A 14,240-nucleotide genomic window follows, 5' to 3' on the forward strand; every position below is an offset into this window, starting at 1 on the left:
GACGATCTGAACTTCTGTAAAATTGCTTTGTTTCATAATCATCCCTAAGTTAATAAACTATATTTTTAAACGTTCCGTCTTTTAGGGAATATTACAATCAGTCGTCACCGTTTTATACAATGTCCCATTTGCATAATATACCGGAGAAAGTCGCCTCGTTAATTCTATGTCATATATTTTTGTAGTGGCATTATAAGTTGTCTTTACCTCAAAAATAATGACTTCATCACTTGATTTATTGGCTTGATAACTAAATTTAATCTCATGTCCGCTTCCGGTTGCCCATGATTTTCCGGGAGCTGCTTGTGCCAATACGCGGTTCAGTGGTGAATTTTCAAATGTTTTTTCAGAGAATGGAGTTGTATCACCTGTTAAAGTTGAATAAAATGTCGTTCCCGTTGAAATTGTATCTATCTGATTACTAGAATTTGAAATAGGAAATGGCAAATATTCCCGTGCCTGTCTTCCGAATCCGTCGTATTCGATAGGTGTTACAATCGTTTTTCCTAATGGAGAAGCGCCTACTTGTAGAATTTGTTTTTCACGCCCTAATCCATCATAATAAACAACGGTTTCCTTTTTCTCTGTACAATCTGCTTTTAAACATTCTGTGGTTTTAATGTAATTTTCTGTATCGGATTGTGCATATATCGTATAGTTGCTTCCTAAAGTTAGAAGCGTACTATACATAATTTTTTTATAAAAGTGTTTCATCTAGTTCTAGCTTAAGGTTTGTATTTGTATTCAAAGGTTTTAAGCGTTTCACCTTTATCATTTACGATAGATTGTAAACGATTTGAAGCATCATAATTATACTTTTCAGCTACTCCATTTGGTTGTATAATTTGAGTCACTCCAACTAATGGCTTATACAAATACCCTGTTACCATAGCATCCTTATGTGCTGTACGAAGACTTGTTAAAGCAGTTAATAATTCAGCATCTGTTGTTTTGGTATTTAACGTTGTGATCGTTGCAGCATTAATTTGAGATAAAGCAACGCCTTCTATTTTAGCAATTGGATATTGTCCACTATATCCCCAAATAATCGAAACTGGAAGTCCATTTTCTAAAGTGTATTGTGTTAGGTTACCTTGGTTGTCATAACTGTTATATGTTATTTTGCGGTCTGCAGCTGTTGTTGTAGCTCCTTTTTTAGCGTAAACATATTGAGGAAGAAATACACCTGTATAAGGTTCATAATAATCTGTTTTTTGTTCAGAGATTTGAGTTGAACCATTAAAAACTTTTGTTTCGATTGGAGTAATTATATTCTTAGCCTCCATTTTACCTAAAATAGTCGTAGAAGCAGCATTATAATCAGGTACGTATTTATATGTTTTCTTTACAAGTTCTCCTTTAGAATTAGTTGTACTCTCTTCTGTTAATTGATTATGTTTTGCTCCGCCATAAACATAGTTAGTCTCGGTGGTAATAACTCCTCCTGTGAGATAGTCTTTGGTGATAGTTTTGGTAGGTTTTACTGTGCGGCTAAAATTTTGATAGCGTTCTATAGAATAATTATATAACCATGTATCCATAACAGGGAATTGATATTCATAATCTTTTTTAAAAACCCAGTTTGTTATAACATTATTATCCTTTATGGAATTATAAAAATTTTCAGTTTCAGTTAACAAAATATTATTGGAATTAAATTTTTTAGATTTTAACAATGCACTAGAATATCCTTCAGAATTATTTGAACTAGGAACTCCATATATTTTAGCTCCTTGGTAGTTATCACTATCATTATCAGAGGAGATGTGAAAATAATCTTCTTTGTATCCATTATTTTGATTATTTAAATTTGAAATAGAAGTAATGATTCCATATCCAACAGATTGAGATCTTGTATTGTAAAGTTGATTTATGGAAGAATTATTAACGCTTAATTTAATGGCATTATCTATAGGTCCTGGGACACTACCATTAATAGAGCAAGTAATTGTAATAGCTGATTTGTCATATAGTTTTGGTGGGTTAATATCCTTTATTGTCGTAAAACCAGTATTTCGTTCAACAAAAGTATTATAAAAATAATCTTTTTTACTAGTGCTATTTACACCATCAAAATCATTTGTTGATTTTACTCTTACACCTCCATAAAATTCTTCATAAATATATGGTTCATACCTCTTATTATACTTAAAGTTAACATATAACTCAACACGATCTAATCTTGTATCAGCTTCAATAGTAACTCTATATTTATTATTATTAACTGTTTTAATTGGACTGAAATTTATTTCATTTGTAGGTTGATTTTCCCCCACAGTTTTTATAATTTTATCATATCGTCCTTTTCCTGTGAAAATTAATGTATTCTGTCCATTTGTTATATTGTATATACTCACACTATAAACATCATGAAAATCAATAACATCATTTTCTCTACCAGGACATTTACTTGCAGAATAACTTGATGTAAAATGAATAGATTGTCCATTACTAGTGAATTCAAATGATTTTTCAGGAGTACTACTACCACCGCAAGCATCTTTATTTGCTTCTAAATAGCTAGAATCAAATATTTCTCTCATTCCATTTACATTGCTTGAATTACTTTCATATTCAATATTAGAATATCCTTTTGTTGGATATGTAATTCTTTTTAACATGCCATAGTAAGCGGTAGTTGGGTTAACGCTGAGATCAGCTGTAAAATTTGATGCTTGATTTCTTGTAATAAATACTGTTTCAGGATTAACAATTAAACCCTTATCAAATGCTGAGTAATTAGATTTTCCATTGTAATAACCATAAATATCTTTATTCCATGATAATCTTGGTGGAAGACTAGCTAAGTTATAATAATCGAAAGAATGTTTATGTTGAAAAATATTAGAACTATCATAATTGTTAATTTCTTTTAAAAAATAACGATAGTGGATAGAAGGATTTAAAGAAAGTCTAGAGTCTTGAACTTTTTGATTATTATAAATTTCATTATAAATAAGTTCCTCTCGCTTTATTAACTGTGTTTTATTATAAACAGATATATTACTTAATAATAAACTTCCTTCATCCTTTCTATCGGTTCTATAATCAAAAACAACTTTATTATCTCCAAAAACAATTGAAGATAAAGCTTTTGAAGTTGTTTGATTTATACTTCTACAAGATGAAGAGTTTCTATCAAATATTAAATTAAATCCTGCCATAGAAAAATCATTAGGACAGGAAGCAATATATGTTTCATTATAATTCGCTGAAGAAATAAAAGACTGCTGATATGAATTATAAATAAAGAACATCTTTTGGTTATTTGGAGTAATAAGCTCTTTTAAATACCAAGCAGAGTAGTAAGTTGTTTTAGGACCTACTACACAATCTTGTGACATTGTATTACTTTCTACATAATCTTCACTTCCTCCAAGAATATACGTAATTCCATTTTTATCTGTTATTTTAAATTCTAGAACAGATCCAAATGTTGTTGTCGTTTTTCTAGAATATTCAATTTTAACATCATCATCATTTGATTTTAATATATTAAGATTTTCATCAAAGAAAAAACTCGTTGAAATATTTCCAATATTTACAAAAAACCAATCTTGTTGAGAATCTCTAGTTACATTATCTTTATCTGCATATGATTTTATTTTTGAAGCATTTGTATTTAATGGTTCAATAGAGTCTGGATACCATCTTTCTTGCGCTTTTTCATCCGCAACACCTCTAACAGTTCTAGAAATAACGCCACCAGCATTCAAAGTCCAACTTGTACCTGTGAAACCAGAAAGTTCATCAACAAGAACTCCATTACTTGAATATGAAAGGGTAATTGGAAGATTTATTCCATGAAAATTAATATCATAAATAGGAATTGAATGTGAAAATGCTCCAGTATTTCCTTGTAATTGAATATCCCCATAACGAGATAATTTATAAGCCTCAGGACTTGGTGGAGCAATTTGCGGAACGTAATCTAAATTTTGCCCAAAAACATTTCCTACAACGAACAAAGCAAGTAGCACTATATTTTTCTTCATAATTACTTTTTAATAATTTTAATAGATTCAGTTTGGTTATCGTGGTTGATTTTTAGGATATAAACTCCACTAGGATAGTTTCCTAAAGAAATTGGAGTAGAGCGATATTTCACTTCTTTGGTTTGTAAATGTTGACCTGTTAAATTGTACACTTCAACACTTGCTTTTTTGAAGTCTTTATTGATTAAAACATTTACCACATCTTGTGTTGGATTTGGATAAGCTTCTATAAATACACGTTTGATATCATCTGTATCTTTTCCTAATTTCACTAAATAAAAATCAGATTGACCTTTACTTCCTTTTGCTTGCTGTGTAGAATTTCCAAATAAAATAAGTGAACCATCACGAGTGGTGATTGCTTTTTCAAGATAATTAAATCCTTTTTCTCCAAAAGTTTTAGACCATTTTTCTGTTCCATTTTCATCAAATGACTTTGTGATGTAATAACTTTCAATAGAAGAAGTTGTCGTTTTTTGTTGTAAGGTTGAGATTTGATTGGCTGTTAAAATAAATGTATCATTTATCGATTGAATTTCTGTGATGGATAAATCTTTTTGTTCTTCTATTTCGGTTGTTGTTTGTGGTTGAAGATTCAAATCAGTTTGAATAACTTTTGTCTGAATTCCACCCCCATTTTTCTCATTAATCGCAAACAAATAATTATTCTCTTGTTCTTGAAAAGAAATCAAAAAGTTTTCAGCATTTAAACCTAAATTATTCTCCGAAATAATTTCTCCTTTTGGATTAATTTCGACAATCCAAGTTGAATTGAATTCATGATCAATGGTTTTATTGCCACTTACTGGAGAATTAGAATTTCCAACCAACAAAAATCCTTTTTTAGTCTCAATAACTGATTTTAATTTATCATCAAACAATCCTCCAAAGGTATTTTCCCAAAGGAGTTCTCCTTTTTCATTTAACTTGATAATGTAGTAATCATTTCCTCCAAAATGTTTACTTTTCTTTAGTTCAGATGAAACAGAATTGGAATTTGAAGCAATTAAATAACCACCATCATTGGTTCTAATCACATCAACTGGAATATCATTTCCATTTCCTCCAAATGAATTTTGCCATTGTAATTTTCCCTGTGCATCAATTTTTATCACCCAAATATCTTCAGCTCCTTGATTATTGGATGTTTTATCTCCTGATTTTGATGATGTAGAAGCTCCTGCTAAGATATACCCTCCATCAGCAGTAGGCTTAGCCGTATATAAGAAATCAGAACCGTTTCCTCCAAATGAATTTTGCCATTCTTGCTTCCCATTTTCATCCATTTTCCAAATGAAATAATCTAAACTTCCTTGATTTTTCTTTTGGATATCTCCTGTTGCATCAGAAGCAGAACTACCTAAAATCAAGAATCCATAATCAGGTGTAGAAATAGCATTATAAAGATATTCTGCTTGTTCTCCTCCTATAGACTTTTCCCATAATACATTCTGTTGTGCTGATAGTCCATACATAGAAAATAAACAGAATACCGACAGTAGAGTTTTTCTCATATATCAATATTTACTTTTTTACAAAATTAATCTTTTTTACTTTATTGACATTATAACAAAAACTATTCTATATCAATAATGTAATTTATATTTTCAATTTTACAAATCTCCAACAATTATCTAAAACCAAATTACGGTTTTACGTAAAATAAAAATCCAAAAAATAATTTTCCTACTATAGTGATTACGTTTAAAAGAATTACACGCTAAAAAACATCAAAATAAAAAAGGAGCTAATTAATAGCTCCTTTTCCTTTTTGATATATTTTAAAATTTAGTACGCTTTTGCATATAAAACTCTGTATTTTGCTGGTTTTCCAGAGAAAACATCTACTCCTTCAGTAGGCGTTTCAAAAGCTTGAGGAATACAACGAATTGTTGCTTTCGTCTCATTTTTTATAGCTTCTTCTGTTTCTTCTGTACCATCCCAGAGAGCAGAAACAAAGCCACCTTTATTTTCGATAATATCTTTGAATTCTTCAAAAGTTGTTGCCTCTGTTGTGTGAGTATCTCTAAAATCTGACGCTTTTTGAAATAAATTAGTTTGAATGTCTTCTAATAATTTTTCTACTTCAGTTGATACATTATCCAACGCAATAAATTGTTTTTCTAAAGTATCACGACGAGCAACCTCAACATGACCTTTTTCTAAATCTTTAGGTCCAATTGCAATTCGTACAGGAACACCTTTCAATTCGTATTCAGCAAATTTCCAACCTGGTTTAGTTTTATCATCATCATCAAATTTGATCGAAATTCCTTTCGCTTTCAATTCAGACGAAAATTTATCCACCACTTGACGAATTTCTTCTAATTGTTCTTCTGTTTTATAAATTGGAACAACTACAACTTGAATTGGTGCTAATTTTGGAGGTAAAACTAATCCTAAATCGTCAGAATGCGTCATAATTAATGCACCCATCAAACGAGTAGAAACTCCCCAAGAAGTTGCCCAAACATATTCTTGTTTTCCTTCTTTGCTTGCGAATTTAACATCAAAAGCTTTTGCAAAGTTTTGCCCTAAAAAGTGAGAAGTTCCCGCTTGTAAAGCTTTACCATCTTGCATCAACGCTTCGATTGTATAGGTATCATCAGCACCTGCAAAACGCTCAGAATCTGACTTTCTTCCCTTTACAACTGGAATTGCCATAAAATTCTCTACAACATCCGCATATACTTCTTGCATTTGTTGCGCTTCCGCAATTGCTTCTTCTTTTGTTTCGTGAGCTGTATGCCCTTCTTGCCATAAAAACTCGGCAGTTCTCAAAAACAAACGCGTACGCATTTCCCAACGAACAACATTTGCCCATTGATTAATCAGAATTGGTAAATCGCGGTACGACTGAATCCAACCTTTGTATGTACTCCAAATAATTGCTTCTGAAGTTGGACGAACAATTAATTCTTCTTCTAATTTTGCTTCTGGATCTACAATTAATTTTCCTTTATTATCAGGATCATTTTTCAATCGATAATGCGTTACAACCGCACACTCTTTCGCAAAACCTTCTGCATTTTTTTCTTCGGCTTCGAATAAACTTTTAGGAACAAATAAGGGGAAATAAGCATTTTGATGACCTGTTTCTTTAAATCTTTTGTCTAATTCTGCTTGTAGTTTTTCCCAAATAGCATAGCCATATGGTTTGATCACCATACACCCTCTAACCTTCGAATTCTCAGCTAAATTTGCTTTTACAACAAGCTCATTGTACCACTTAGAATAATCCTCAGCACGAGTTGTTAATTTTGCCATAATCTTTTATATTTGTTGATAAGTTTCGTATCTTTACTTGGCATTAAAATTGCCTATAAATTTATGCAAATTTAATTATTACAAACGATGTAAATTTATAATTATGAACAAAGTTTATAAAATTTCTAATAAAATTTCTGCAACTACATTAATTCTTGTGGCTGCATTAGGAATTTCATCTTGTTCGACTTATCAACCAAGTGGTTACGAAAGCGACGGAGTTTATTATAATCCGAAAACAGATAAAACCTATCAACAAGCTCAACTACAACATGGTAACGAGCAAGGAGAACAAGAAAATAAAGGGGAAATAAAAATTGGTAGTCCATACTTCGATGCAGAAGGAAATGGTGCTGAACAATTTTATTACCAAGATGATGTTGATAGCACAAATGATAATACTCAATCTAAATCAGCAACCAAAGTTAAAATTAACGGATATGGTTTAGGTGGTTACAATTATTTTGGAAACAACGACTACACATTAACTTATAACGGATCGAGTAATTATGACTGGGGACGTAATGATGGTGTAGAAATTAATATCTGGAACAACTATCCTTGGTACAATTACGGATGGGGAGGTTTCTATAATCCATATCGTTGGGGATATTACAATCCTTGGTATGGTGGATGGTACGGAAACGGATTTGGTATTTCATTCGGATGGGGATGGAACGATCCATGGTATAATGGATATTATGGTTGGGGTTGGAACAGACCTTACTATGGTGGATATTATGGAGGTTACTACGGATGGAATAACGGTTGGGGTTACGGATATCCTGGTTATTATGGATATGGATACAATCGTCCAAGAGGAATTTATTCTCAACCAGGTTACAGAAATGGTGGTCGTTTAAATAACACCATTAATTCTACTCGTCCTGTTGGAAGCTTAAATGGTAGAAACAACCAAATCTCTACAGGTTTAAGACCAACTCGTGATAATACAATTAACAATACAACACGTCCAACTCGCGAGGTAAGACCAGGTACAGACCAAAGTCAAATTAACGGAACTCGTCCTACAAGAGAGGTTAGACCTTCTGTTAATCAAGGACAAATGAATAATACACGTCCAACTCGTGAAGTAAGACCAAGTGTAGACCAAAGCCAAATTAACGGAACTCGTCCTACAAGAGAAGTTAGACCTTCTGTTGATCAAGGGCAAATGAATAACACGCGTCCAACTCGTGAAGTAAGACCGGCACAAACACAACAGCCTACTTACAACACAAGACCGACTCGCGAAGCTCAACAATACCAACAACCAACGAGAAGCTATGAAAGAACAAATAGCATGAACAATTCTCGCCCATCATATTCTACACCTTCTCCAAGTAGAGGTAGTAGTATGAGTAGCGGAAGCATGGGAGGTGGTTCTCGAGGAAGTAGCACAGGAGGAGGCTCTCGTGGTGGAAGAAGATAACTAGATTTAGATCATATATAAATGAAAAAAATATTATTAAGCCTTTGTACCTTAGCTGGTACATTGGCTTTTGCACAACAGAACAAAGGATACGAAACTCAGTATTCTACAAATGCTATAAATTTATATTCGCAAGATATTAACAGCGGAAATGCTAAATATATTGGTGTTGGTGGAGCTGTTGGTGCATTAGGAAGTGACATTACTTCTGTCGAGCAAAACCCTGCTGGATTAGGAGTAGCAATTAACTCTGATGTCCAAGTAACAGCTGGTGTTTCTACTTTTAGCAACAAAACTAATTTCGGAACAAATACCAAAGAATCTGAAAGTAATTTTGATTTCCAACAATTTGGAGGAACATTTGTTTTTGCAAATGAAGCTTCAAAATGGAATCGTTTCACAGTTGGTGTCGCTTATCTTAATCAGCGTTTAGACAATTATTCATCAATTGGAACAAATGAAGGTATTAAATTTTCTGAACCAAATGGAACTTTCAATGGTTACATTAAAGATATTGATGGATACAAATCTAAATTCTCTGTTAATTTAGGAACAAGTTATGACGACAAAATTTATTTGGGGTTTGGATTAAACTTCCACGAAACTAACTATTCGGGTTACGAACAATATGCAGAGCGTGATGACGAGAATGGAAAAACCTACGTATACAATGCAGATGGAGCTCCATATAATGAAATTGGGCAAGGATTTTCTTTCTCTTTAGGTGCTATTTATAAAGTGAATCACAATGTACGTTTAGGTGCGGCTTATCATTCTCCAGTTTGGTACAATATTTCTAAAGATTTTTACTCAGCTAATTTTAACAGCGATAAAACTGCCGTAGATTCTTATTATATGTATTCTTCTGATTACGATATGACTCGTGGCGGTCGCCTTGTAGGAAGTTTAGGTTTTGTTGTTGGTAAAAATTTATCACTTGGTGCTGATTATACGTACCACATGAACAATGACACGAAACTAAAGCCTACACAATATTTTAATGGAGATAATAATTTCATCAATGATGTTGTAAAAAATTCAAGTGAAGTTAGAGTTGGTGCGGAATACCGTGTAGATCGTTTCAAAGTAAGAGCGGGTTATAATTATATAACTTCTCCTTACAAAGATTTTACGATGGATATTGCGAACGAAAACAATGTTGTGACAAATGCAGCTGTTTTATCGAAAGCATTTCAAGGAGATATTAATCGTGCAAGTTTTGGTTTAGGATATGATTTTGGTGGATTCTATATAGATGCAGCTTATCAATATCAAACGCAAAAATATCAACAGTTGATTGGAGGATCATATTATATTAATACTAATAATGAATTTGTTTCTTTACCTAATACTTATGCTCCAAAAGTTAAATTAGACAACAATTTATTCTTATTGACATTAGGTTGGCAATTCTAATAAAAAAAAATAGATATTAAAAAAATCGGATGAATTTCATCCGATTTTTTTTGTAGTACTAAATATTAACGTAATATAGTTTTAAACAAAAACTATTAGTTTATTCTTTTAATAGAAGACATTCCAGAAGTGCTCACTTTAGTTTTCAAACCATTTTCGTCTACATAACGAACAGAACTCGCTCCAGAACTATCAGCAGTCAAACTGTTCACAGCCCAAACTGTTGTAGAACTTGCTCCTGAACAATCAACAACTACATTCGCAGCTTTCAATTCTTTTCCAACAAATGAAGAAGCTCCCGAAACCGAAATATTTAAATCCTGTACATTTCCAGAAATTTTCATACTTGATGCACCAGAATTATCAACCGAAATAGAATTAGAAACTACCTCTAATTTCAAATTACTTGCTCCTGATAAATCAACCGCCATTTTTTCTACTTTTTGTGTTGGTAAAACTGTTACATTTGTTGCACCAGAAAGATTAAATGAACGTAATTTTTGATGAGGGAATTTAATTTTAATAGAAGAATTTTTCAAGTTTACGGTTCCATTAATTTTCATAACCAAAACACCATTTTTCACTTCAGTCGTGATTCTATTCATAATATTATCTGGCGCTTCAACAGAAATTTCACCATTATAATTACCATCAGAAACAGTAACACTTATTGCACTGCTTACATCAATTCCTTCAAAAGAAGATATCTTACGCATTTCTGTAATTGTATTACTACTTGCCTCTACTCGGTCTAAATAATTAGAAACTGGCGATTTAGAATTTAAATCTACCGAACAGCTCGCAAATCCTAACGAACTGAATATTAAAATTGGAAGAAAAATGTATTTCATATTGATGTCTTTTATTATTAAGACGTATTAACTTCTAAAAAGTTACAAAAAATATTCACTTTATTTATCATTCTAAATCAATCCGTCATAAATATTTAGTAATTTCGCTAACTATGAAAATCATCAGTTACAATGTAAATGGAATTCGCGCTGCGATGACGAAAGGTTTGGTTGAATGGTTAGAAGCTGCACAACCAGATGTTTTATGTATCCAAGAAACAAAAGCAATGCAAGAACAAGTGGACACAAAACCTTTTGAGGAATTGGGTTATCACATTTATTGGCATGCAGCAGAGAAAAAAGGATACAGCGGAGTGGCTATTTTCTCTAAAATAAAACCAAATCATGTACAAATAGGAACTGGAATAGATTATATTGACAGAGAAGGTCGCGTTTTAAGACTTGATTTTGACAATGTTTCGGTAATTAGTTTGTATTTGCCAAGTGGAACAAATATTGATCGACTAGATTTTAAATTACAATTTTGCGAAGATTTTAAAGATTATGTCAAAGAACTTAAAATCTCTCATCCGAACATTGTAATTTGTGGCGATTATAACATTTGTCACGAAGCAATTGATATTCACGATCCTATTCGTAATGCAAAAGTTTCTGGTTTTTTACCTGTCGAAAGAGAGTGGATGACTGCTTTTCTTGATGAATGTAATATGATTGATTCTTTTCGTTATTTTGTAAAAGAACCTCATCATTACTCATGGTGGTCTTATCGTGCAAATGCGCGCAACAATAACAAAGGTTGGAGAATCGATTACAATATGGTGAGTAATACATTAGAAAAAAATATGACGCGTGCAACGATTTTACCAGATGCAAAGCACTCAGATCATTGTCCTGTTTTATTAGAATTAGACGTTTAAGATTATATAAATGAAAAAAATTGTACTTTGTTGTTTAACACTTTTTGCAATTGCAAGTTGCGTTCCTCAGAAACAACACCAAGAATTGGAAGCTAATTATTACAGAGCTTTAGACGATCAATCAAATACATCTAAAGATTTGACATTAGCTAATTTGAAAATCGAAACTCTTGAAAAAGATTTAGCAAAAGCTAAAAGCGAATTATACATCAAAGATACAGCTTTGACAAATGCGCAAGCTATGATTAGAATGGCTCAAAAAGAACATGATACTAATTTGCAAGAATTGTATTCTGCATTGAATAGTTCTGGAGAAAAATCAAAACTTTTCTATACTCAATTAAACGAAAAAGAAAAGCAAGTTGCAGAATTAACTCAAAAAGTAAAAGATTTAGATGCTAAGATTGATCAAAAAGATACAGAAATCTTCAATCTAAAAAGACAAATCTTAACACAAGAGATTAACCAAAAGGTTTCGGAAGCAACAGCTACGCCTCCTAAAACAACAACTCCAGCAAAACCAAAAACAACAACAAAAAAGTAAATATAAAAGTCTTATCATAATTGGTAAGACTTTTTTTATTCTTTAAATCGAAGTAACTTTGCAAGAACTAAAAAGTTTTAATGAAAGTTATTTGCGAAACAAAAAGTTTGGTCTTACGAGAGTTTTTTGAGATTGATGCATTCGAATTATTTCAATTAAATTCTGACAAAGAATTGATGAAAATCGTCAACGAAAAACCGTATAAATCTGAAGACGAAGCGAAGTTTTTTATCGAAAATATGGAGAAACATTACCAAGAATATGGTTTTGGTCTTTGGGGTGTTCACGAGAAAAAAAGCGGACGATTTGTTGGTTGGGGAGGTTTGCGCCAAACAAAATACGGCGCAGTTATCAACATTCGTCTGAAACGCAAATTTCAGAACAAAGGTTACGGAACAGAAGTTTTGAATGCAATTGTTGATTACGCAAAAAATGAATTGAAATTAGATAAAATTGCTGCAAAAGCAAATGTAAATCAACCCGAAACGTTGAAACTTTTACAAAAATCTAAACTTCAACAATCAGAAGAAAACGAATTAATTTTTAAATTATAATACAAAACACCTTTTACTTAACATAAAAGGTGTTATAGAATATTATTTAATTACAATTTTAATGTTAAAAACTCCTTTTTCATATTTTAATAAATTAAGTATTTAAAATATTGTTATATATAAATTATATATCTATCTTAGATAAATTAACAATAATGTTTAAACTAAAAAAAATGAAGAAATTATTATTATTAGGAATCTTTGCTATTTTTGGATCATCGTCTGTTTTAGCAAATCAAACATCTCTACAGTTAAAAACTGAATTTTTTGGTGGATGGTGTAATATTAAAGTATTCCATGCTGATGGAACACTTGCTGGAGAAACAATAGTATGGACTATAACAGAAGATGCATGTAAAAGAAAAGCAGAAGAATATCTGCAAGAGGTTGCAGATAGATTAGCAGGCGGAGAATAAATAAAAAAAGGCTATTATTTAATAGCTTTTTTTATACACTTAATAATTATGGAAAGGAAGTTAATTTTATTGTTATTGAATATTTTATGTGTAAATATTGTTTATAGTCAGAATTATAAATTAGAATACGAGTTTAGAAATTATATATCTATATTTAATAAAACGACTATATATAATACAACATTAGAATACAATGTAAAAACAAAAGAAAGTTTGTATACAGTAGAAAAGAAATTAAAAAATACAGATACTAATTCGATAGATGCCAATAACATTGTGTTAAATCAAAATTTTTTAGATAATGATTTGATATATAGTAATTTAAAAGATTCTGTTGTAATAATACAAGAACAAATAGATGTAGAAATGTTCATATTTAAAGAAAAAACCCCTAAAATGAATTGGAAGATATGGGACGAAATAAAAAAAGAAAATAATTTGAATATTAGGAAAGCCACTACTTCTTTTAGAGGTAGGAATTATACTGTTTGGTTTACATTAGATATTCCAATTTCTGTTGGTCCATGGAAGTTTAATGGATTACCTGGAGCTATTGTTTCTATTGAAGAAGATAAAAAAAGATACTCATGGTTTTTAAAAAACGCTACAAAAATTGAAGTTAGTAATATTAAAAACCCTTTATTAGATACTTCATATGAAATTAAAAATATTGAAGAATATCCAAAATTGAAATTTGAAACACCAGAAAGAATTAAAAATAAACTAAGAGAAATAGATAGTAACTTTAAATTTCCAAAAAGAGAAAGAGTTGATATAGAATTAATATTTGAGTGGGAAAAATAAAAAAATTTATAATATAGGAATGATCAATTAGGCAATATAAAATAATAAAGGTGAGTTATTAAAACGACACTGTACCAAAAACT

The 14,240-nt window shown here is 31.2% G+C and carries 12 protein-coding genes; 7 read left to right on the forward strand and 5 right to left on the reverse strand.

Translation table 11 applies throughout. From position 1 onward, the window contains the following. Positions 1-81: 81 nt before the first annotated feature. From B4J88_RS01490 to proS, 4 genes are all read right to left on the reverse strand, one after another. On the reverse strand, positions 82-714 hold the full coding sequence (locus B4J88_RS01490) for a DUF6443 domain-containing protein (protein WP_291066005.1): 633 nt from the start codon (positions 712-714) through the stop codon (positions 82-84). 11 nt (positions 715-725) lie between these two features. Then, on the reverse strand, positions 726-3,995 hold the full coding sequence (locus B4J88_RS01495) for a hypothetical protein (RefSeq protein ID WP_114998100.1): 3,270 nt from the start codon (positions 3,993-3,995) through the stop codon (positions 726-728). 2 nt (positions 3,996-3,997) lie between these two features. Beyond that, complete coding sequence (locus B4J88_RS01500; protein WP_260392383.1) at positions 3,998-5,509, reverse strand: T9SS type A sorting domain-containing protein; 1,512 nt, start codon at positions 5,507-5,509, stop codon at positions 3,998-4,000. Between the two features lie 274 nt (positions 5,510-5,783). Next, positions 5,784-7,262, reverse strand: a complete 1,479-nt coding sequence (proS, locus tag B4J88_RS01505) for a proline--tRNA ligase (protein ID WP_291066008.1) — start codon at positions 7,260-7,262, stop codon at positions 5,784-5,786. 103 nt (positions 7,263-7,365) lie between these two features. Between proS and B4J88_RS01510 the strand changes: the two genes are divergently transcribed. Both B4J88_RS01510 and B4J88_RS01515 read left to right on the forward strand, forming a co-directional pair. After that, a complete protein-coding gene (locus B4J88_RS01510) occupies positions 7,366-8,694 on the forward strand; it encodes a hypothetical protein (protein ID WP_291066011.1) in 1,329 nt (442 codons plus the stop codon). 21 nt (positions 8,695-8,715) lie between these two features. Then, positions 8,716-10,110 carry an OmpP1/FadL family transporter gene (locus B4J88_RS01515; protein ID WP_291066013.1) on the forward strand — a complete coding sequence of 465 codons (1,395 nt, stop codon included), beginning with the start codon at positions 8,716-8,718 and terminating at the stop codon, positions 10,108-10,110. A 95-nt stretch (positions 10,111-10,205) separates the two neighbouring features. Here the strand turns inward: B4J88_RS01515 and B4J88_RS01520 are convergent, their stop codons facing one another. Next, positions 10,206-10,961, reverse strand: coding sequence for a head GIN domain-containing protein (locus tag B4J88_RS01520; protein ID WP_291066014.1), 756 nt, complete (start codon positions 10,959-10,961; stop codon positions 10,206-10,208). A 113-nt stretch (positions 10,962-11,074) separates the two neighbouring features. On the opposite strand from B4J88_RS01520, the gene B4J88_RS01525 reads away from it, so the two are divergent. The 5 genes from B4J88_RS01525 to B4J88_RS01545 all read left to right on the forward strand — a co-directional run bounded on the left by B4J88_RS01525 (position 11,075) and on the right by B4J88_RS01545 (position 14,157). Further along, positions 11,075-11,839 carry an exodeoxyribonuclease III gene (locus B4J88_RS01525; RefSeq protein WP_291066016.1) on the forward strand — a complete coding sequence of 255 codons (765 nt, stop codon included), beginning with the start codon at positions 11,075-11,077 and terminating at the stop codon, positions 11,837-11,839. A 10-nt stretch (positions 11,840-11,849) separates the two neighbouring features. Beyond that, positions 11,850-12,383 carry a hypothetical protein gene (locus B4J88_RS01530; RefSeq protein ID WP_038332722.1) on the forward strand — a complete coding sequence of 178 codons (534 nt, stop codon included), beginning with the start codon at positions 11,850-11,852 and terminating at the stop codon, positions 12,381-12,383. A gap of 80 nt (positions 12,384-12,463) precedes the next feature. Continuing rightward, positions 12,464-12,937, forward strand: coding sequence for a GNAT family N-acetyltransferase (locus tag B4J88_RS01535; RefSeq protein WP_221854535.1), 474 nt, complete (start codon positions 12,464-12,466; stop codon positions 12,935-12,937). A gap of 173 nt (positions 12,938-13,110) precedes the next feature. After that, entirely contained in the window at positions 13,111-13,353 is a 243-nt protein-coding gene (locus tag B4J88_RS01540) for a hypothetical protein (RefSeq protein ID WP_291047256.1), read from the forward strand. Positions 13,354-13,401: 48 nt separating this feature from the next. Continuing rightward, positions 13,402-14,157 carry a GLPGLI family protein gene (locus B4J88_RS01545; RefSeq protein ID WP_291047254.1) on the forward strand — a complete coding sequence of 252 codons (756 nt, stop codon included), beginning with the start codon at positions 13,402-13,404 and terminating at the stop codon, positions 14,155-14,157. The last annotated feature ends 83 nt before the right edge of the window (positions 14,158-14,240 follow it).

The organism is Empedobacter sp. UBA5036 (assembly GCF_002415215.1).
Taxonomy (GTDB): Bacteria; Bacteroidota; Bacteroidia; order Flavobacteriales; family Weeksellaceae; genus Empedobacter; species Empedobacter falsenii_B.